The sequence below is a fragment of the Hafnia alvei genome, from assembly GCF_964063325.1.
In the GTDB taxonomy this organism is placed as follows: Bacteria; Pseudomonadota; Gammaproteobacteria; order Enterobacterales; family Enterobacteriaceae; genus Hafnia; species Hafnia alvei_B.
Genome location: NZ_OZ061315.1, coordinates 2,764,832 through 2,781,698, shown reverse-complemented (window position 1 = coordinate 2,781,698; position 16,867 = coordinate 2,764,832). Strand labels below are relative to the sequence as shown.

The window sequence follows — 16,867 nt, the reverse complement described above, 5'->3', positions numbered from 1 at the left end:
GAGGTGGTGCTAACGAGCACCGAAAAAGTAAAATTTCTTGGCTAAACGGTATGGGTATTATCTGGCACTTCGCCCCCGCAAGTAACCGGATAACACTGATAAACAACATCAAAATAATTGAAATATTACCACTTCATTTCGCCGGTATTCACTTTCGCGCTCAAGTTTAGGCTTTCACCATCTTTCAGGTTGGGGTAAGCCTTTTGCATCGCATCGATCACACCTGCAGAGGTTTTGTGGGTGTCTAAAACCTGCTCAAACTTTTTCAGGTAGTCACGGCTAAAAACAATCGCGGCGTCACCTTTTGGAGGTGTTCCTAAATAATGGCCAGGAACCACCGTTTGAGGGTGTAACGCTTGCATGCGATCTAACGCTTTAATCCAGTTTTCACGCGAGGCCTTTGTTTGGGTGTCGGCAGTCCAAATATGCTGGTTGGCTGAAACTAACACCCCACCCACCACGGCTTTGAGTGAGGGGATCCAGACATAGGTACGGTCTGGCGAAGCACTATCAAGGTCTTGAATGACCAGTTTCTGGCCTTCCAGCGTGATTTCGTTGCCCTGAAGGACTTCAGGCGTAATGATTTTGGTTGGTGCCTGATTCTTCATTAAAGGGCCCCAATAGTGAAGCTTGGCGTCTTGGGTCGCTTTGATATGGTCAACGGTAGGCTGAGTGGCCACAATTTTAGCCTGCGGATAGGCTGCTGCGAGCGTTTGTAAACCAAAATAGAAGTCAGGATCGCCGTGGCTAATATAAATCGTCGTCAGCGTTTTGCCGCTCTTCTTGATCATATTGATCAGCGCATTAGCGTCTTTTTTCTCAAATTGTGCATCAATCAGCACCGCTTCTTTATCGCCAACAATCAGCTCAGAGGAGACCGGAAACAGGCTGGTAGCACCAGGGTTATAGGTTTGCAGCTCAAGCGCTTTAGCCTGTGCTGCAAAGGCGCTGGTGGTGAGAAGTAAGGACAAAAACAGAGGTTTAACCGCGATGGATGGTTGCATGAGACAGGCCTTTATTATTAATGTGAATTATTACTGTTTGGAAGTATATTCAGCAATTGTTGAAAGAAATAGGCCAGAATAGTAGACATACTGTTTACCAAATCGAGCAAATCGTAGGAGAGAACACATGGATCGACTCAGTGCGATGCGGGTTTTTGTTTGCGTCGTTGAGCAGGGGAGTTTGAGTCGCGCCGCAGAGAAGCTGAATCTTTCGCGAGCCATGGTTTCACGCTATTTGGCAGACTTAGAACAGTGGATTGGTGGCCGCCTGTTGCATCGGACCACGCGTAGCCAAAGCCTAACCAGCGCGGGTGAAGAGGTTCTTGTGCGCTGTAAAGCATTGCTGCTGTTAAGCGAAGAGATAGAGCAGGTGGTTGATAATAGTCAGCAGCAGCCGAGAGGCTTGTTACGCATCACCAGCAGCCAGTCGCTGATACAGGCCTTTCTCACCGATGCGGTGTGTGACTATCTAACGTTCAATCCGGTTGCTCAGATAGATATATGCCGCCAAGAAAAAACGCTTAACTTGGTGGATGAACGCATCGATCTGGCGATCCGTATTACGAATCAGCTGGATCACAACCTAATTGCTCGCCGCTTGGGAACCTGTCATTCGGTATTGTGCGCGGCTCCCCGCTATTTCGAACACCATGCGTTACCGCAAACAATTACGGATTTGAGTGAGCACAACTGTCTGACGCATGAATACTACGCTCATCATCACTGGGGCTTTGTCTATCAGGAGGAATCTATCACCGTGCCGATAAGCGGCAATTTAAGCGCTAATTGTGCCACGGTGTTAACGGCGGCAACGCTGCGTGGTTTTGGCATCAGCTTGTTACCGCGTTATTTGGTTAATCAATTGCTCACAGATGGACAATTAGTTGAGATCCTTGCTGAATATCAACCACAAGAGCTGGGGATTTACGGTGTCTACACGTCGCGTCAGTTTCTGCCTGTATCTCTACGTGCGTTCCTCGATTTCTTGGTTGCTCGGTTTGCGTCGGACCCGCGTTTTGCCTGAGCCCCTTATTGTCTTAGAAGCCATGCTGTGAGCAATCATACCCAAAATAACCAGGGTAATACCGAGCAGAGAAATAGGAGAAGGTAGCGCGGCACCGAGGAAAAACATCTCGCCAAGTAGCGTAAATAACACTTCTCCAGACTGTGTGGCCTCTACGGCGGCAAGCTGCGACGGATCATTACGCACGCGGTTGGTTGCGGCAAAGAACAGCAGGGTGCCAATAACGCCAGAAAACAGCGCCACCAATACGGATTGCTCGACCTGCGGTGCGGAAGGAAGGCCAACACGTGACCAAGCTACCAATGAAATCACCAACCAAAACGGCAGGCTGGCGAGGGTCATATTCAATACCCGCTGCAGTGTATCCACGTTATGGTGGCAAATATTCATCATCTTACGGTTGCCAAGAGGATACAAAAATGCGGCGATAACCACGGGGATGAGCCCCGCCAGCGCCTGAAACAGGCTGATATGTTCAGCTTGTTGCCACAGCATCAGCGCAATACCGAGTAAGATCAGCAGTGACCAACGTAGCCCAAACCATGGAATTTTATGTTTAGGCTCACCGCTTGCGCCCAGCCAAGGCACCAGCAACGATCCTGCAATAATGGTAATTTGCCACGTTCCTGCAACTAACCAGCCGGGGCCATAGGCGCTCGCCAGCGTGACAAGTGCATAAAACAGACCAAAGCCCAGCGTACTCCATAGCAAATAGGTGCGGATATTCTGTCGCAGATGAGCAATGCTTTGGCGTAACTGGCCGCGTAGGGCAACAAGCACCAATAGCATCGGCGCCATAAACCAAAATCGTAAACTGGCACTCCACATCCAGTCGCCGCCGCCGATTTCCATAGAGCGATTGAAAATAAAAGTGAAGGCGAAGAAGAGGGATGAGATCACGCCATAGACAATAGCCTGCATGGGGAAGTCCGAATTTTTTATGTATTAGGATTGGTGAATGGCTGGTATTAGGATAAACTTTTCACCGCCTTGTGCGTTATAGCGCACAAAACAAGATTAGCATTGTGCGTTATAACGCACAACACCAATGAGAATAAATCATGACCGATCTTGCTCTTCATATTGGAAAAACGCTGCGTGAACTGCGCCAGCGGCGAGGATGGAGTCTAGATAAAACGGCGCAGGCTACAGGGGTGAGCAAGGCTATGCTTGGACAAATTGAGCGTGGCGAATCGAGCCCAACCGTGGTCACCCTGTGGCGGATTTCCAGCGGGCTACAGGCTTCCTTCAGTGAGTTTTTGCCCCCGCAGCTGGTGGATGAAGAGCCCACGCTAAGCTTACATCATGAAGATGAGGCGATTACCGCTCAGACCCAGCTTAGTTTTGATGCTCAGCTAGGTTATGAGGTGCTTCTGATCACCTTGCACGCGGGGTGCATTCACAATTCCTACGCGCACGAGCAAGGGGTTGTGGAAGATATTCTTATGATCGACGGCGAAATAGAAGTACAGGTGAAAGGCGTATGGCAGACGGTGACAACCAGCAAGCCATTGCGCTTTGTGGCTGACCAAACACACAGCTATCGCAATACGGGCAACCACGCCGCCAAATTCTACAATATTGTTCATTATCCCCAGCTACGTGGGGATGAATAAGCATTCGGCAACATTTATTTATCTTTTTGTTAGCTATTCTTTAAATAACCACACGGTCTGTCGGTGGATTATTCATCAATGAATATCCATAATCGCCGCCCTATGGGGCTGACTCGGGTCAGATACTCGAGGAACCCGTGAAAATTTGAATAACTAACATTGAGGAAATGAACACCATGCCAGTGTTGCATAACCAAATCTCAAACCAAGAATTAAAAGCGCGGATGTTGGCCGAAACCGAGCCACGCACCACGGTTTCATTCTACAAATACTGCCGCATCGAAGAGCCGCAGCTCTTCCGTGACGCTCTCTATATCGCGTTTCGTGAACTAGGCGTGTTCGGTCGTATTTACATCGCGCATGAAGGCATTAACGCACAGATTTCCGTTCCTGCAAGCCGCTATGACGCGATGCAAAGCGCGTTGTATCAGGCGCACCCTGATTTCGACGGGCTAAGAATGAACGTGGCGCTCGACGACGATGGAAAATCCTTCTGGGTGTTGCGTATGAAAGTGCGCGAGCGAATTGTTGCCGATGGTATTGACGATCCCAGTTTTAATCCTGCCAATGTGGGTCAATATCTAAAAGCGGCCGAAGTGAATGCTATGCTGGATGATCCCGATGCGGTGTTTGTGGATATGCGCAATCACTATGAGTATGAAGTTGGGCATTTCACCGATGCATTAGAAGTGCCTTCGGATACTTTCCGCGATCAGCTGCCGATGGCGGTTGATATGCTACAGCAGGATAAAGATAAGAAAATCGTGATGTATTGCACCGGTGGGATACGCTGTGAAAAAGCCAGCGCCTATATGCTGCATAACGGGTTTAACAACGTTTATCACGTGGAAGGTGGCATCATTGAATATACACGTCGTGCTCGAGAGCAGGGATTACCGCTGAAGTTTATCGGCAAAAATTTTGTCTTTGATGAACGCATGGGCGAACGTATCACCGACGATGTCATCTCCCAATGCCACCAGTGCGGGACGTCTTGCGATACGCACACCAACTGTCTGAATGACGGTTGTCATCTGTTATTTATTCAATGCCCGTCCTGCGCAGAGAAATTCAGCGGTTGCTGTAGTTCTGAATGCCAAGAAGAGCGGGCATTGCCGGTTGAAGAGCAGCGGGCTCGCCGCGCTGGCCGTGAGAATGGCAATATGATTTTCAATAAGTCGCGCAGTAAGCCGCTTCGTTTGCGCATTCCTGGCCGCGACGATTAGTCCGTATAAATAGCCCATCCTAAGCCTTGCCGGTGGATGAAATACCCAGCTCCCGGCAGGCTTTGCCAATAATTTCTAACGCTAACCGAATATGTCCCTGTGACAACGCGCTAAAGCCAAACAGCATTAGCGTATCCTGATTTTCTGCCAAATAGGCGTTCTCGGAACCATTACACATGCTGCCTAAGGTATCGAAACGCACGCCTTCGCGCAGGCAGCGTTCACGCAGTTGGCTAACGGTATGGGCTGACAGCGACGTTTTTAACGTAATATGCAGGCCTGATGAGGTGCCTAACAGCGTAGCACTCGGGAATAGCGCCATTAGGCCTTCACGCAGTAATTTTTGGCGTGCGCCATATTCGATTTCAAGCTTGCGTAGATGGCGGTGATAACCCTGATCGTGCATAAAGTCAGCGAGAAATTGCTGATACAACCAGCTGGCACCGTGATTCCACAGCGCTTTCAGGTTAAGAATTGGCGCAACTAACCGCTCTGGACACACCATAAAACCAATACGCATGCCGGGCCCCAGCGTTTTTGAAAAACTGCTGAGATAAATAACGTTGTTAGCATTTTCCAATGATTTCAACGCCGGAAGCGGCTGTGTGCCATAAAGGAACGTGGTGTCGTAGTCGTCTTCAATCACGTAAGCGTTTGATCGCCGAGACCAATCCAACAGCATTTTACGCCGCTCAAGCGGCAAAGTTCCGCCTACAGGGTATTGATGTGACGGTGTCACGTATGCTAAGGCACACTGCTGATCTGGCAGGCCTTGGGTTTGCAAGCCAAAATCATCTACCGGAATAGCGTGAATATGCGGGGTGCAACTGCTAAACAAATTCCACGCACCGGAATAGCAGGGAGACTCCACGGCAATATGCTCTTGCGGCGTTAATAGCGTGCGCGCAATCAGGGCTAAACCTTCTTGGACGCCGTTGGTGATGATGATGTGCTCGGCATCGGTATGAATGCCGCGGGCATTAGCCAAGTATTTGACCAGCTCTTGTCGCAACGACATCAGGCCAGCTGGGGGATGGTAACGCGTCATCAATAAATGTTTACTACGCGAGGCTTTGTTATTCCAACTGCGCCAGCGCTGCCAAGGGAATGATGACTCATCAGGATTACCTAGGCTGAAAAACATGGGACTATCTACGTCAACGTAGGTGTCTGGCGCCTGAGTCTGCAACACGCTGGGGGGATGATCTAAATCGCTTTGCGGCGTTTTAGACTCGGGCAGATCAATACGTGACGATAGGATAACGTTGTATCCCACGCCTGGACGGCTGGCGATAAATCCTTCTAGAACCAGTTTTTCATAAACGGCCGTAATCGTATTACGGGAAACCTGTAGCTTTTCTCCGAGCTCACGAATCGAAGGCAGGCGTTCGCCGTTCGTTAACACTCCGTTGTGCAGCGCCGTATGGATTTGCTGATAAATCTGTTTTTGCAGCGACAAAGAGTCGTGGCGATCGAGGTTAAACGACAGCATTCGGGATCCGGATCAAAGAGAATAAAACGCCAGTATACGTGATTCTAACCAGCGAGATGGAGTATCCATCAATATGTTGACGTAAAATATATTACAATCAATTATTTAATTGCGACTGCCAATGGCCTCATTCATATTAATATTTTGAATTTAGTTGGCGGGTGGTGATCAAAAAAATCCTGCGATAATCTATAGGGAGTTACCGTATCTGGCTAGAGACAGCATCCGAACAATGATGGGTGAGCAAGGTCTTGGATAGGGAACACGCGAACAGTTGGATCGGAAAGCACCGATCAGGATATATGACAACAAGGAATCACCATGTCCCGAACCGTATTAAGCGCACAGGGTATTCGAATTGCGATTATGGCTGCGGCTCTGGTTATCGTTCTGGCTGGAGTGAGAGCCGCATCCGATATTATTGTGCCGTTTTTGCTAGCCTTGTTTCTGGCTATTATCCTTAGCCCACTGGTGACGGGGCTTATGCGGTTGCGGTTGCCGCGCGCTGCCGCGGTTGGGCTGGTACTGGTTATCATTATTCTGTTGCTAACGCTAATGATAGGTATGTTGGGCTCGTCGCTTAATGATTTCAGCCGAACGTTGCCGCAATATCGCGGTATGTTAGCCAGCAAGCTTGCGGTAGTGCAGCATATTGCCGAGCGTTTGAATCTGAATTTTTCACCTATCGAGTTGGCGAATCATTTTGATCCCGGTGTCGTGATGAATATGGCCACGCGGATTGTGACCCAATTATCAGGGGCAATGTCGAGTTTATTCCTGCTGCTGATGACGGTCGTTTTTATGTTGATGGAAGTTCCCCATCTTCCTTACAAGCTACGAAAATCCCTCTCTAATGCTGATGCGGGTATGGGAAGCATCCAGCGAGCGTTGGATGGTGTAACCCAATATTTGGCGTTGAAAACCGGCATCAGCGTTATTACTGGTGTCGTGGTTTGGTTAATGCTGCATCTGATGGGGATCCGCTTTGCCATGATGTGGGGTGTATTGGCTTTTGTACTGAACTATATTCCAAATATTGGTTCGGTGATTGCCGCAGTCCCACCGGTGATTCAGGCGCTGTTATTCAATAGTTTTGGCGATGCCGTTATGGTGGCATCGGGCTATATCATCATCAATATGGTGTTTGGCAATATCCTCGAGCCTCGGGTGATGGGCCGTGGATTGGGGCTTTCAACGCTGGTGGTGTTTTTATCGCTGATATTTTGGGGATGGCTGCTTGGCCCTATTGGGATGTTGTTGTCTGTGCCACTCACTATCGTGGTTAAAATTTTGTTAGAGCTCACCCCGGTGGGATCGCGTTTTGCGGTTCTGTTAGGTGAGGGTGTTGAAGAGAAATAGCCGGTGACGAAGCCCTCTCTTCGGGAGAAGAGGGGGCGAGGTGATTTCAGAAGTAAAGAAGATAAATATCTAACAAAAGCAGTAATAACGAAATAGCCAGATAAAAGATCAGATGATTGCGAACGTTGTTAATAATCATCTGAATTATTTTGTCAAACATACGTGCAACTCAAAGTGCAGATTGAAAAAAGTATAATTTTTTATATCTAAAATCACAATCAGCAGATGATATTTCTGTTGGGTTTAACACATATATTTTCTTGAGAATTAGGCCAAGTTTTCTGTCTTTTTTTGTCAATTTTTTAGCTAAAAACAGTGACGGATAAAGCAATATTCCGTATTGGTTTATGCGCCGTTTTTACACGGTTTACAGCCAACAAAATTTAAATGAAATTTAACTCAATATTATGAATATAAAGATATTTTTTAAATTATGCGCTTTGTAATAACGTTGGTAAATTACCGGCGCATTGCATTAGACAAAAAGTCAAAAACTTGACCAAAGTCACTAAAATGTGTAAATTAAAGATATGTAAAGACACCATGAAAAATAAAAAACCTGCTAAGGGAACAGAAAATAACACGATAAAAAATAGGTAACTTTTAACGATTTCTCGTTAATGCTGCTGCATAGATCTCGCCTCACGCTGCGATCCGAAAATTGGATTAAGCCGTAATTACGGGGACGCGAAATCTATGGTGCTGCTGAGAATTAATTCAATGCACATCAAGGGTAACTATGACCGATCCTAAAGAGACTCTCGCGTCAGAAACGCGCGTGGCTGATGCACAGCCACATTCATCCCATCTTGCGTTTTGGCGCAAGAGTCTAAAGAAGAATCAAAAACCAGAAATGACCGTTGACGATATTACTATCGTCGACCGCAGCATGCTCAAACGAGCCGTAGGCGCTGCGGCACTGGGTAATGCCATGGAGTGGTTTGATTTTGGTGTTTACAGCTTTTTAGCCGTGACCATTGGTAAAGTCTTCTTCCCCAGCGGCAGCCCCGCAGCCCAGCTGATTGCGACTTTCGCCGCTTTTGCGGCTGCATTTTTGGTACGCCCATTAGGGGGCATGGTGTTTGGCCCGCTCGGCGATCGCATTGGCCGCCAAAAGGTATTGGCGTTTACCATGATCATGATGGCGGTGGGAACATTCTGTATTGGATTAATCCCAAGCTATGAAAGTATTGGTATTGCAGCCCCAATATTGCTATTGGTCGCTCGTTTGGTTCAGGGCTTTTCCACCGGAGGTGAGTACGGCGGCGCTGCTACGTTTATCGCTGAGTACTCAACGGATAAACGCCGTGGTTTCATGGGAAGCTGGTTAGAGTTCGGCACATTCGGTGGCTATTTGCTCGGAGCGATGCTGGTGACCGGGCTAACGGCGATTATGCCTGAAGAAACGTTGCTTGCATGGGGCTGGCGTATTCCATTCTTTATCGCTGCGCCGTTGGGATTATTTGGTCTGTATATCCGTTTAAAACTTGAAGAGACGCCTGCGTTCCAAAAACATATGGAAAAACAGGAAGCCATTGAAGATAGTAAGCCCAAGATGGGCCTGTTTGAAATGATGGGAACCTACTGGCAGCAGATGCTGAAATGTATTGGCCTTGTTCTGCTGTTCAACGTGTCTAATTATATGCTGACATCGTACATGCCAAGTTACTTGACCGGGGTGTTGGGATTGAGCGAACTCAGTGGCTTAATGCTGATTATGGTCGTGATGTTCATCATGATGCCAATGACGCTGTTGTGGGGCCACTGGAATGACCGTTTAGGACGCAAACCCGTTATCATGTTTGGTGCGCTGGGGTTAATCGTGTTGGCTATCCCATCCCTGATGCTGATTGGTACAGGAAATATGTGGGCGGTATTTGCGGGACTGATGATTTTGGGGATGCTGCATACCTGCTTCAGTGGCACCATGCCTTCTGCATTACCTGCGCTATTTACTACGCAGACTCGTTATAGTGCTTTGGCCGTAGGTTTTAATATTTCAGTTTCATTATTTGGTGGAACGACGCCGCTGATGACTTCGTGGTTGGTTTCGTCAACGGGCAACCAAATGGTTCCGGCCTATTATTTGATGGTGGCGGGAGCGATCGGTGTTGTCACCGTGTTGTTTATGCGTGAAACAGCACGAAAGCCACTGCGTGGCTCAGCACCAGCAGTAGCGACCAAGGCTGAGGCTAAAGCGCTGATAAACAAATTGCGTTTGCGTCGCCAGAAAAAAGAACAAGAACGGGTCTTACAAAATAATCACAGTACTGTAAATTAATGATGCCTATTAATTAATTATGATGTAAATACAAAACTATTGTTTTGTGAATTATATTATGAAAAGTATTTTCTTTTTTAAAAGCCCGCGAGCATACGCGGGCTTTTTTTATTGCAGAATTTATTTGATTAGGTTAGGGCTAGGGAAGACTACATATTTAATGACATTATAGAGATAGCAGAACTCAAGCCGATTACGTACATGCATTTTCTCGGTGATATGTTGCTTATGTACATATACGGTTCGGCCACAGATGTTTAACTTACGTGCAATTTTGTGGTTAGGCATTTCCTCCATCCAATATTGGGTTATAGAGGCTTCGCGATCGGTCAATGCCGGATAATTGCCAAAATATTGCTGTATGCTTTTATGCAGATCTGGCTTTCGATGTAACTCGGTGAAAACGGATAAAATTGCTGTAAGGTTTTGTTTATTAATGATATATACATGGCCATTTAATATAATTGGTCTAGTGCCATTCGGATAGTCCGCATCCAGGTAAACAAATATTTTAACGTGTGAATAATGAGAGAAAAATCGTATCAGAGATGTGTCTTGCTCATTGATTCGACAATAATCCGTCAGGTTGACTAAAATAATATCAGGATTAGGTATATCTTTTTTCTCTAAAGCTTGAATCACCGAATTCACATGGTGAATATTTATACCTGTTTCTTCAGAAAAGTAACAGGATATACCCAATCGTGTATAGAGACATTTGTCTACAACTAATACGTTCATTCATCATCCTTGAAAATAACGTCTTATGTTTTTTGATATGATTTATATAAATTCCACCTCTATAAGTTAGTGTTTTTAATATGCAGTTGTCAATTCTAAAATAACCACCGTGAGCGATGGCTTGTGCTATTAAATTATTAGCCCGCATTTTTGCGGGCAAGCAATTAAAATCGACTTATTTTGAAAGGAGAGAGATCGAATGGAACGGGTTGGCCTGCGGCCTGAAGCGCAATAATCTCACCTAATACGGTAGCAAATTTAAAACCATGCCCGCTTAAACCGGTTACTACGCTGACCTGCGGTGAATGCGGTAGTGTGTCTAGAATGAAATCTTCATCTGGGGAGAGATCATAGGTGCAAACCTCACCGTGTAAACAGACGCCAACGCCGGGCAGGAATTGACGTAAAAAGCCAAATACTTCACTACCATCCTGTGGATTAGTACCAAACGGACGGCGCTGCTCGGGCAGGGTAATGGCTTGTCCGCCATTATGTTTACCCAACTTTAGACCGTCATTGTTATATGGAAAGCCATAAAACTGATCGCCTTCGGGAGTTTCAACCGTAAAAGCAGGGAAGTTGTTATTTTCGCTGTAACGGCCATCGGCTTGATACCAAGAGAAAACTTTGCGTACTGGCGTTATTGGCAGTTCCGGTAGCAATGCTTTTGCCCATGTTCCAGCCGTAACGGCAACTTGGCGTGCGCTAAATTCTCCCTCAGACGTGGTGATTTTTACCCCGTTATCCTCAGGTGTAATTGCATCAACTTGGCAGTTAAAGTGCAAATCAGCACCGGCCTCGGCGGCTTTTTCATTGAGAATACCTACCGCGAGCTCGGCTTTTAAATACCCGGCGTTTGGCTCGAATAAACCGATGTAGCCATCAGGCACTGACCACTCAGGCCAGCGTTTTCGCAGTTGTTCAGCGTCCAATTTCTCTACGGACAGCCCAAACTGAGAGGCGCTGTTTTCGGCATTACGCATGAATTCAGAACTGGACGGCCCTATGTTAAGAACGCCGCTGCGATGAAAAAGTTGTACTGCGCAAGCCTCTTCCAACTTGTTCCAAAGCTCCTGTGCGCGTAGCACCAAGGGAACATATTTCTCACCTTCGCCATAGGCATGGCGAATAATTCTGGTGTCGCCATGATGGCTACCCTGCCGATGGGGTGGGGTATGGCTATCTAGCATCAAAACGTTTAAGCCTGAAAGCGCAGCATAATAGCCAGCGGCTGCACCAACAGAGCCACAGCCGACAATAGCTAAATCGTATTTCATAAAGGGATCCTCCGTGTCATGGTTTTTCCATGAGTACACCCGTTTTTATGGCGATGAACGAATTCAGCGCAACAAATTTGGTTGAACAACATTTGTGATCTATTTTACAACCTGATGATAACCTTTGCAGGGTTGCAGAGGGAAATCGAGACATAAAAAAACACCGCCTTGTGAGGGGCGGTGTTCTAGCGGTGCGTTAATGTACTAATGTTTAAGGTAATCAATGTCTTGGTATTCCGAAGATTCTATCTTTTCAATTCCGGCTTCGAGGATGTCAATGAGCTGCCGTGCAACATCGGTGGTTAACCACAGAGTACGATCCACTTCCGCTTTCTCAGGATCTTGATCGCGTGAAGAAAGATAGTGCAGGCGGATCATCAAAGCATCATAGCTATCAACAGTACTGATATCCCAACCAACCACTGGGTGCGTCTGAATTACTTCATCTTTTCCGTTCATAAAGACCCCCTAAAACGTAGTGACTGTCGTGAGCTACTAACCAGGATCAATGTGTCTCATTAGATGAGCATTTTCAGTATACGCATCTAACTGTTTAAATGACGTATTTTTTATGTGTTTTGTTAAAAAAATGTTTTCTGGCGATGAATTAAACACAGGTACTAACTAGATATTGTGATTATTTGCGATTGTTGTTGTCTCGCTAACGCCGGAATTACGTACCTCAAACTGTTCTGCAAGTTTGGCGAAGTATTCTTGCGTCTTAGTATCATATGTTTGGTTGTTGGCCTCCAATTTCAAGCTGTGGGTCAATAGTTGACAGCTTTTTCCCTCGAGTCCGAATGCTAAATAGGAAAATGCAGTTTCCAGCACATTAATTCGTCGTTGTTGATCGTGGATCAGTTCAAGTAGTTCACCAAACGTCATTGCATGCTCGGGATTGTCGCTGTTCATTTATTGTTCTCCTACGGCATAAGTCCTAGAGTATTGAGGTTAGTTAAACCACCGAGTTAAGTTAAGCCTAGTCCATCATTTTATGCCAATACAATCAGATAAATGACCTAAACCCAGCGTAGGGTGGTGATAAAGCGTATTAAAAATGACACTTTGCGAGTTTTGTAGGATGAAAGTGAAAACAGCTGAGGGATCATCCGCTATAATCTGCGTCCTGTTTGAGTTGTGTAAAAGTTCTCATGAATAGTTCTTTAGAAAGCACCGCTGAGCGCACTGAGCCTCACGTGGTCAATATCCCTGCAGGATATTTTGGGATGGTGCTGGGCATCATCGGGATGGGGTTTGCTTGGCGCTATGCGGCGACTATTTGGCCCGTTTCGCCTTTCATTGGCGAAGGTTTGGTTGGGCTAGCAACGTTGATTTGGCTCAGTTTAGCGTTGGCTTTTATATATCGTCTTGTACGTTATCCACAATTAGTGATAGCTGAAATGCGCCACCCGCTGAGCGGAAGTTTCGTGAGCTTATTTCCGGCCACCACGATGCTGGTTTCAATTGGCTTTGCTCATTATTCGCCAACGCACCTTCTGGCTGAAATCATGTTTGGTATCGGTGCCTGCGTCCAACTGTGCTATGCCGCATGGCAAAGCGCGGGGCTGTGGAAAGGGGAGCATCCGGCGGAGGCCACGACACCGGGTTTATATTTGCCCACGGTAGCTAATAACTTCATCAGTGCCATGGCGTGTGGCGCATTAGGCTTTCACGATCTGGGCATTCTGTTCTTAGGCGCAGGGGTATTTTCATGGCTGAGTTTGGAGCCTGCGATCCTACATCGTATGCGCAGCCATGGCGAAATGGCCAAGCCGGTGCGTACTTCGCTAGGTATTCAACTTGCTCCAGCGCTGGTGGCATGCAGTGCCTACCTCAGCGTTAATGGTGGACATACAGACTTCGTTGCCAAGATGCTGTTTGGCTATGGATTATTGCAGCTTATTTTTATGCTTAGGCTAATGCCGTGGTACATGAAACAGCCGTTCAATGCTTCATTTTGGAGCTTTTCATTCGGTATTTCGGCACTAGCAACCACGGCTCTGCATTTAAGCGTGGGTGAACAAGATGGATTGTTTGCGGCGTTAGCGGTTCCCATGTTCGTTTTCACTAACCTTGTGATTGCCTTGCTGATGCTCAAAACGGTGATTTTGCTGGTGCAAAAAAGGCTGATCCCTACGGTGGAAAGGCCTTGCTGCAAATCGCGAACGAAATAATAGTGCAAGAAAGATGTTGTGCGGCTAGATAGGCAAAAAAAAGCCGGGAAGCGACTCCCGGCCTACGCATTTTACTATCCGTAGGAATTGCCGATGGCTAACGGAGATGGAACTCATCGCCTATTATCATTCAATGAATTAGGCTTATTATTGCGGCGTAAAAGTGTGTGTTTACACCGCGAATTAGTGTTATTCGCTAAATCCGTTATCGAACCAGTCGTCGGCACTTTCCCACGTTTCTTGCAGGACTTCCTCGATGCGTTCTTTGTCGGATTTCAGTCCGCCCATAACGGTTAACGTATTCGAGTTAGTCATTCGAACCTGTACCGCAGTTTCAGGATAGATATGGTTTACTCGTTTTGAAAATTCGTGGTTTAATGCTTCCAGAGCACCGTCTGGCAGCTTGTTACGTTTGTCCAATGTCAATTCAATGCGCATGGTCGCCTCCGCATTCACAATATACTGTATATTTATACAGTCGAGATTCTATTAACGCAATACTGTACAACCACTATTTTTATTTTCTTTGCGCTTCAGTACGTCACTTTTCTATCAATATGCGATGTTCTTCCCGTTTGCCTGCTTATTACGCCCATCAATTTTGAACCAGAGCACGTTTTCTGATGTATTTGCTGCATACTATGAAGCGCGAATGTGACAAAACCCTAATCCGATATTTCACAGCTGTGAATGTGAGAATTAACAAATAAAAGGAATATCCATGCGAAAGATTGCGGTTGCACTCAGTGCGTTAGCCCTTGTTATCAGTTTAAGCCCATCGGCACAGGCAAAAGTGTCTACAGATACGCCTCTTAATGCTGGGGTTACCGTTGCACAGTTGGCACATCAAGCGCCAATTCACTGGGTTTCTGTGACGCAGATTGAGAATAGCCTACAGGGTATTCCTCCTATAGCAGTCGGTTTTGATATTGATGATACGGTGCTATTTTCGAGCCCAGGATTTTATCGTGGGCAGAAAGAGTTCTCTCCGCAAGATCAAAACTATCTGAAAGATCCCGCATTTTGGGAGAAAATGAATAACGGTTGGGATAGTTTCAGTATGCCCAAGCAGGTGGGTAAAGATCTGATTGCAATGCATCTTAAGCGTGGTGACAGCATTTATTTCATTACTGGTCGCAGCCCGACCAAAACAGAAACCGTTACGAATACCTTGCAAGCGGATTTCTCGATACCGGCAGCAAACATGAATAGCGTGATCTTTGCAGGCGATCAGCCTGGACAAAATACCAAGATAAACTGGATCAAAGAAAAGCAGATTAAGGTTTATTACGGTGATTCGGATGGTGATATCACCGCGGCTCGCGATGTCGGTATCCGTGGTATTCGGGTATTGCGGGCATCTAACTCAAGCTATCAGCCGTTGCCAAATGCAGGGGCGTTGGGTGAAGAGGTTATTGTTAACTCTGAATATTAATACTATAGAAAAAGATAGTGTTATGGTTGATGCTGGTCGCTTTGGCGATTGAGATTCACGGGGGCTACCGTAGGGTGGGGCGCTCCGGCAGCTAAAGCTGCTACGACCCCATCCCTACGGTTCCCCCTAATATCGGACGTTAGAGTTCGCTATGGGCGGTATGTTTTTAATCGACAGGCTTTTGCAGCCAAGTCAGCGTATCGACAAGATCTTCCGTTTTTTCTTCTACTACGCGCAGTGCGTCAGCCATCCCTTGATTATAAAAATGCGCGCCGAGCTCTTTGGCAAAGAAATCCAGCAAGAATTCTGCATCAAAATCACCAATTTCAACGTCTAATTCAGCCTGTAGATATTTTTGTAATTTGTGGACCATCTGCGAGGTCTGTTCACGGCTGAAGGTCATTTCACTCATAGCGTACCCTGCTCCTCATAAACGATATCGAGCTGAATATTTAGTTTTTTGAGATGGTTTCTGTATTCATCGTTTAAACGATAATCGGTGATCACCCGATTAATCGCGTGAGTGGGCTGCAATGGGTTGGGGTTAATTTGGCCGAATTTTGAAGAGTCTGTCAGCACGATGTTTTCAACGCCTTTGGCTAAAACCGTATTGGCGATATCGGCGCGCATCATATCGCGACCGGTAAAGCCTGTTTCTGGGTGAAAACCATCAATGCCGAGGAAAGCTTTGTTGAAGTAAACCTGCTGGATACATTGGCGGGTTAGCGGGCCTACCATTGTTTCACTGCGCTTTTGGTACAGTCCACCCATTAAAATGACGTCACAATCCGTTTCTTTCAGCAGGTGGGCAATGTAGGTGCTTACGGTCACCAGCGTAACGCGTTTGCGCTCTGCCAGATAACGGGCGAGAAGGGCATTGGTACTGCCATTTTCGATAAAAATTGTTTCACCATCGTTAACCAAAGATGCCGCGTAGGCTGCCAATTTTTGTTTTAACGTGAAATTAATCATCATTCGAGCATCTACATCGTCGCTTTCTAGCGCTACGGCGTATCCGTGGATACGTTTTAGATAGTTACGTTTTTCCAATAGGTTCAGATCTTGACGGATCGTCACCTCTGAAACACCGGTATCACGTGCCAGATCGGCCACGCTAATGCGGCGTGTGTCGTTGACATATTGGAGAATAGCTTGCTGTCTTGAATTCATGAGTTCCTTGGCTTAACGACCTAATTTATCGGTGGCCTAAGCCACCGATAGCTTTGTGTTTAATCGCC

The 16,867-nt window shown here is 46.6% G+C and carries 18 protein-coding genes; 7 read left to right on the top strand and 11 right to left on the bottom strand.

Annotation, left to right across the window (positions count from 1 at the left end):
- Nucleotides 1-125: 125 nt before the first annotated feature.
- On the bottom strand, nt 126-1,004 hold the full coding sequence (locus AB3Y96_RS13345; protein ID WP_367299414.1) for an MBL fold metallo-hydrolase: 879 nt from the start codon (nt 1,002-1,004) through the stop codon (nt 126-128).
- 127 nt (nt 1,005-1,131) lie between these two features.
- On the opposite strand from AB3Y96_RS13345, the gene AB3Y96_RS13340 reads away from it, so the two are divergent.
- Complete coding sequence (locus tag AB3Y96_RS13340; RefSeq protein WP_367299413.1) at nt 1,132-2,028, top strand: LysR family transcriptional regulator; 897 nt, start codon at nt 1,132-1,134, stop codon at nt 2,026-2,028.
- Here the strand turns inward: AB3Y96_RS13340 and AB3Y96_RS13335 are convergent.
- Nucleotides 1,969-2,949: a multidrug resistance efflux transporter family protein gene (locus AB3Y96_RS13335; protein ID WP_367299412.1), complete on the bottom strand. Its 981-nt coding sequence runs from the start codon at nt 2,947-2,949 to the stop codon at nt 1,969-1,971. The two genes, AB3Y96_RS13340 and AB3Y96_RS13335, sit on opposite strands and share 60 nt — an antisense overlap.
- Before the next feature lie 140 nt (nt 2,950-3,089).
- On the opposite strand from AB3Y96_RS13335, the gene AB3Y96_RS13330 reads away from it, so the two are divergent.
- Together AB3Y96_RS13330 and AB3Y96_RS13325 are read left to right on the top strand one after the other, a co-directional pair.
- Nucleotides 3,090-3,644, top strand: coding sequence for a helix-turn-helix domain-containing protein (locus tag AB3Y96_RS13330; RefSeq protein ID WP_072308698.1), 555 nt, complete (start codon nt 3,090-3,092; stop codon nt 3,642-3,644).
- A gap of 176 nt (nt 3,645-3,820) precedes the next feature.
- The gene (locus tag AB3Y96_RS13325) at nt 3,821-4,870 is read left to right on the top strand and encodes a rhodanese-related sulfurtransferase (protein WP_367299411.1); all 1,050 of its coding nucleotides are present in this window, start codon (nt 3,821-3,823) and stop codon (nt 4,868-4,870) included.
- Between the two features lie 19 nt (nt 4,871-4,889).
- Here the strand turns inward: AB3Y96_RS13325 and AB3Y96_RS13320 are convergent, their stop codons facing one another.
- Entirely contained in the window at nt 4,890-6,362 is a 1,473-nt protein-coding gene (locus AB3Y96_RS13320) for a PLP-dependent aminotransferase family protein (protein ID WP_367299410.1), read from the bottom strand.
- Nucleotides 6,363-6,683: 321 nt separating this feature from the next.
- On the opposite strand from AB3Y96_RS13320, the gene AB3Y96_RS13315 reads away from it, so the two are divergent.
- Nucleotides 6,684-7,721, top strand: coding sequence for an AI-2E family transporter (locus tag AB3Y96_RS13315; RefSeq protein WP_367299409.1), 1,038 nt, complete (start codon nt 6,684-6,686; stop codon nt 7,719-7,721).
- Nucleotides 7,722-7,767: 46 nt separating this feature from the next.
- On the opposite strand, the gene AB3Y96_RS13310 is transcribed toward AB3Y96_RS13315, so the two are convergent.
- Complete coding sequence (locus tag AB3Y96_RS13310; RefSeq protein ID WP_309544517.1) at nt 7,768-7,860, bottom strand: DUF2770 domain-containing protein; 93 nt, start codon at nt 7,858-7,860, stop codon at nt 7,768-7,770.
- A 600-nt stretch (nt 7,861-8,460) separates the two neighbouring features.
- Here AB3Y96_RS13310 and proP point away from each other — a divergent pair.
- Entirely contained in the window at nt 8,461-10,002 is a 1,542-nt protein-coding gene (gene proP / locus AB3Y96_RS13305; RefSeq protein ID WP_367299408.1) for a glycine betaine/L-proline transporter ProP, read from the top strand.
- Nucleotides 10,003-10,122: 120 nt separating this feature from the next.
- Here proP and AB3Y96_RS13300 read toward each other — a convergent pair whose 3' ends face one another.
- The 4 genes from AB3Y96_RS13300 to AB3Y96_RS13285 all read right to left on the bottom strand — a co-directional run bounded on the left by AB3Y96_RS13300 (nt 10,123) and on the right by AB3Y96_RS13285 (nt 12,932).
- Complete coding sequence (locus AB3Y96_RS13300; protein WP_072308702.1) at nt 10,123-10,743, bottom strand: LuxR family transcriptional regulator; 621 nt, start codon at nt 10,741-10,743, stop codon at nt 10,123-10,125.
- A 164-nt stretch (nt 10,744-10,907) separates the two neighbouring features.
- Nucleotides 10,908-12,020 (bottom strand): N-methyl-L-tryptophan oxidase, encoded by a 1,113-nt coding sequence (solA, locus tag AB3Y96_RS13295; RefSeq protein ID WP_367299407.1) that lies wholly within the window; start codon nt 12,018-12,020, stop codon nt 10,908-10,910.
- 204 nt (nt 12,021-12,224) lie between these two features.
- On the bottom strand, nt 12,225-12,479 hold the full coding sequence (gene bssS / locus AB3Y96_RS13290) for a biofilm formation regulator BssS (RefSeq protein ID WP_004092990.1): 255 nt from the start codon (nt 12,477-12,479) through the stop codon (nt 12,225-12,227).
- 165 nt (nt 12,480-12,644) lie between these two features.
- The gene (locus AB3Y96_RS13285) at nt 12,645-12,932 is read right to left on the bottom strand and encodes a hypothetical protein (RefSeq protein WP_072308704.1); all 288 of its coding nucleotides are present in this window, start codon (nt 12,930-12,932) and stop codon (nt 12,645-12,647) included.
- Between the two features lie 239 nt (nt 12,933-13,171).
- Here AB3Y96_RS13285 and tehA point away from each other — a divergent pair, with 239 nt between their 5' ends.
- Nucleotides 13,172-14,194: a dicarboxylate transporter/tellurite-resistance protein TehA gene (gene tehA, locus AB3Y96_RS13280; RefSeq protein ID WP_367299406.1), complete on the top strand. Its 1,023-nt coding sequence runs from the start codon at nt 13,172-13,174 to the stop codon at nt 14,192-14,194.
- Nucleotides 14,195-14,383: 189 nt separating this feature from the next.
- Here the strand turns inward: tehA and dinI are convergent, their stop codons facing one another.
- The gene (gene dinI, locus AB3Y96_RS13275; RefSeq protein WP_072308706.1) at nt 14,384-14,632 is read right to left on the bottom strand and encodes a DNA damage-inducible protein I; all 249 of its coding nucleotides are present in this window, start codon (nt 14,630-14,632) and stop codon (nt 14,384-14,386) included.
- Between the two features lie 283 nt (nt 14,633-14,915).
- On the opposite strand from dinI, the gene aphA reads away from it, so the two are divergent.
- On the top strand, nt 14,916-15,629 hold the full coding sequence (gene aphA, locus AB3Y96_RS13270; protein WP_367299405.1) for an acid phosphatase AphA: 714 nt from the start codon (nt 14,916-14,918) through the stop codon (nt 15,627-15,629).
- Nucleotides 15,630-15,795: 166 nt separating this feature from the next.
- On the opposite strand, the gene AB3Y96_RS13265 is transcribed toward aphA, so the two are convergent.
- Complete coding sequence (locus tag AB3Y96_RS13265; RefSeq protein ID WP_072308708.1) at nt 15,796-16,041, bottom strand: DUF2164 domain-containing protein; 246 nt, start codon at nt 16,039-16,041, stop codon at nt 15,796-15,798.
- Nucleotides 16,038-16,799, bottom strand: a complete 762-nt coding sequence (locus tag AB3Y96_RS13260) for a DNA-binding transcriptional regulator YciT (protein WP_072308709.1) — start codon at nt 16,797-16,799, stop codon at nt 16,038-16,040. Before AB3Y96_RS13260 ends, AB3Y96_RS13265 begins: the two co-directional genes overlap by 4 nt.
- Between the last annotated feature and the right edge of the window lie 68 nt (nt 16,800-16,867).

Excerpts from the sequence above, each read along its gene's own strand:
- AB3Y96_RS13260 (WP_072308709.1), bottom strand. The coding sequence starts at position 16,799 with ATGAATTCAAGACAGCAAGCTATTCTCCAATATGTCAACGACACACGC.
- tehA (WP_367299406.1), top strand. The coding sequence starts at position 13,172 with ATGAATAGTTCTTTAGAAAGCACCGCTGAGCGCACTGAGCCTCACGTG.
- AB3Y96_RS13315 (WP_367299409.1), top strand. The coding sequence starts at position 6,684 with ATGTCCCGAACCGTATTAAGCGCACAGGGTATTCGAATTGCGATTATG.
- solA (WP_367299407.1), bottom strand. The coding sequence starts at position 12,020 with ATGAAATACGATTTAGCTATTGTCGGCTGTGGCTCTGTTGGTGCAGCC.
- AB3Y96_RS13335 (WP_367299412.1), bottom strand. The coding sequence starts at position 2,949 with ATGCAGGCTATTGTCTATGGCGTGATCTCATCCCTCTTCTTCGCCTTC.
- aphA (WP_367299405.1), top strand. The coding sequence starts at position 14,916 with ATGCGAAAGATTGCGGTTGCACTCAGTGCGTTAGCCCTTGTTATCAGT.
- AB3Y96_RS13265 (WP_072308708.1), bottom strand. The coding sequence starts at position 16,041 with ATGAGTGAAATGACCTTCAGCCGTGAACAGACCTCGCAGATGGTCCAC.
- dinI (WP_072308706.1), bottom strand. The coding sequence starts at position 14,632 with ATGCGCATTGAATTGACATTGGACAAACGTAACAAGCTGCCAGACGGT.
- AB3Y96_RS13310 (WP_309544517.1), bottom strand. The coding sequence starts at position 7,860 with ATGATTATTAACAACGTTCGCAATCATCTGATCTTTTATCTGGCTATT.
- AB3Y96_RS13300 (WP_072308702.1), bottom strand. The coding sequence starts at position 10,743 with ATGAACGTATTAGTTGTAGACAAATGTCTCTATACACGATTGGGTATA.
- AB3Y96_RS13345 (WP_367299414.1), bottom strand. The coding sequence starts at position 1,004 with ATGCAACCATCCATCGCGGTTAAACCTCTGTTTTTGTCCTTACTTCTC.
- AB3Y96_RS13320 (WP_367299410.1), bottom strand. The coding sequence starts at position 6,362 with ATGCTGTCGTTTAACCTCGATCGCCACGACTCTTTGTCGCTGCAAAAA.
- AB3Y96_RS13340 (WP_367299413.1), top strand. The coding sequence starts at position 1,132 with ATGGATCGACTCAGTGCGATGCGGGTTTTTGTTTGCGTCGTTGAGCAG.
- AB3Y96_RS13285 (WP_072308704.1), bottom strand. The coding sequence starts at position 12,932 with ATGAACAGCGACAATCCCGAGCATGCAATGACGTTTGGTGAACTACTT.
- bssS (WP_004092990.1), bottom strand. The coding sequence starts at position 12,479 with ATGAACGGAAAAGATGAAGTAATTCAGACGCACCCAGTGGTTGGTTGG.
- AB3Y96_RS13325 (WP_367299411.1), top strand. The coding sequence starts at position 3,821 with ATGCCAGTGTTGCATAACCAAATCTCAAACCAAGAATTAAAAGCGCGG.
- proP (WP_367299408.1), top strand. The coding sequence starts at position 8,461 with ATGACCGATCCTAAAGAGACTCTCGCGTCAGAAACGCGCGTGGCTGAT.
- AB3Y96_RS13330 (WP_072308698.1), top strand. The coding sequence starts at position 3,090 with ATGACCGATCTTGCTCTTCATATTGGAAAAACGCTGCGTGAACTGCGC.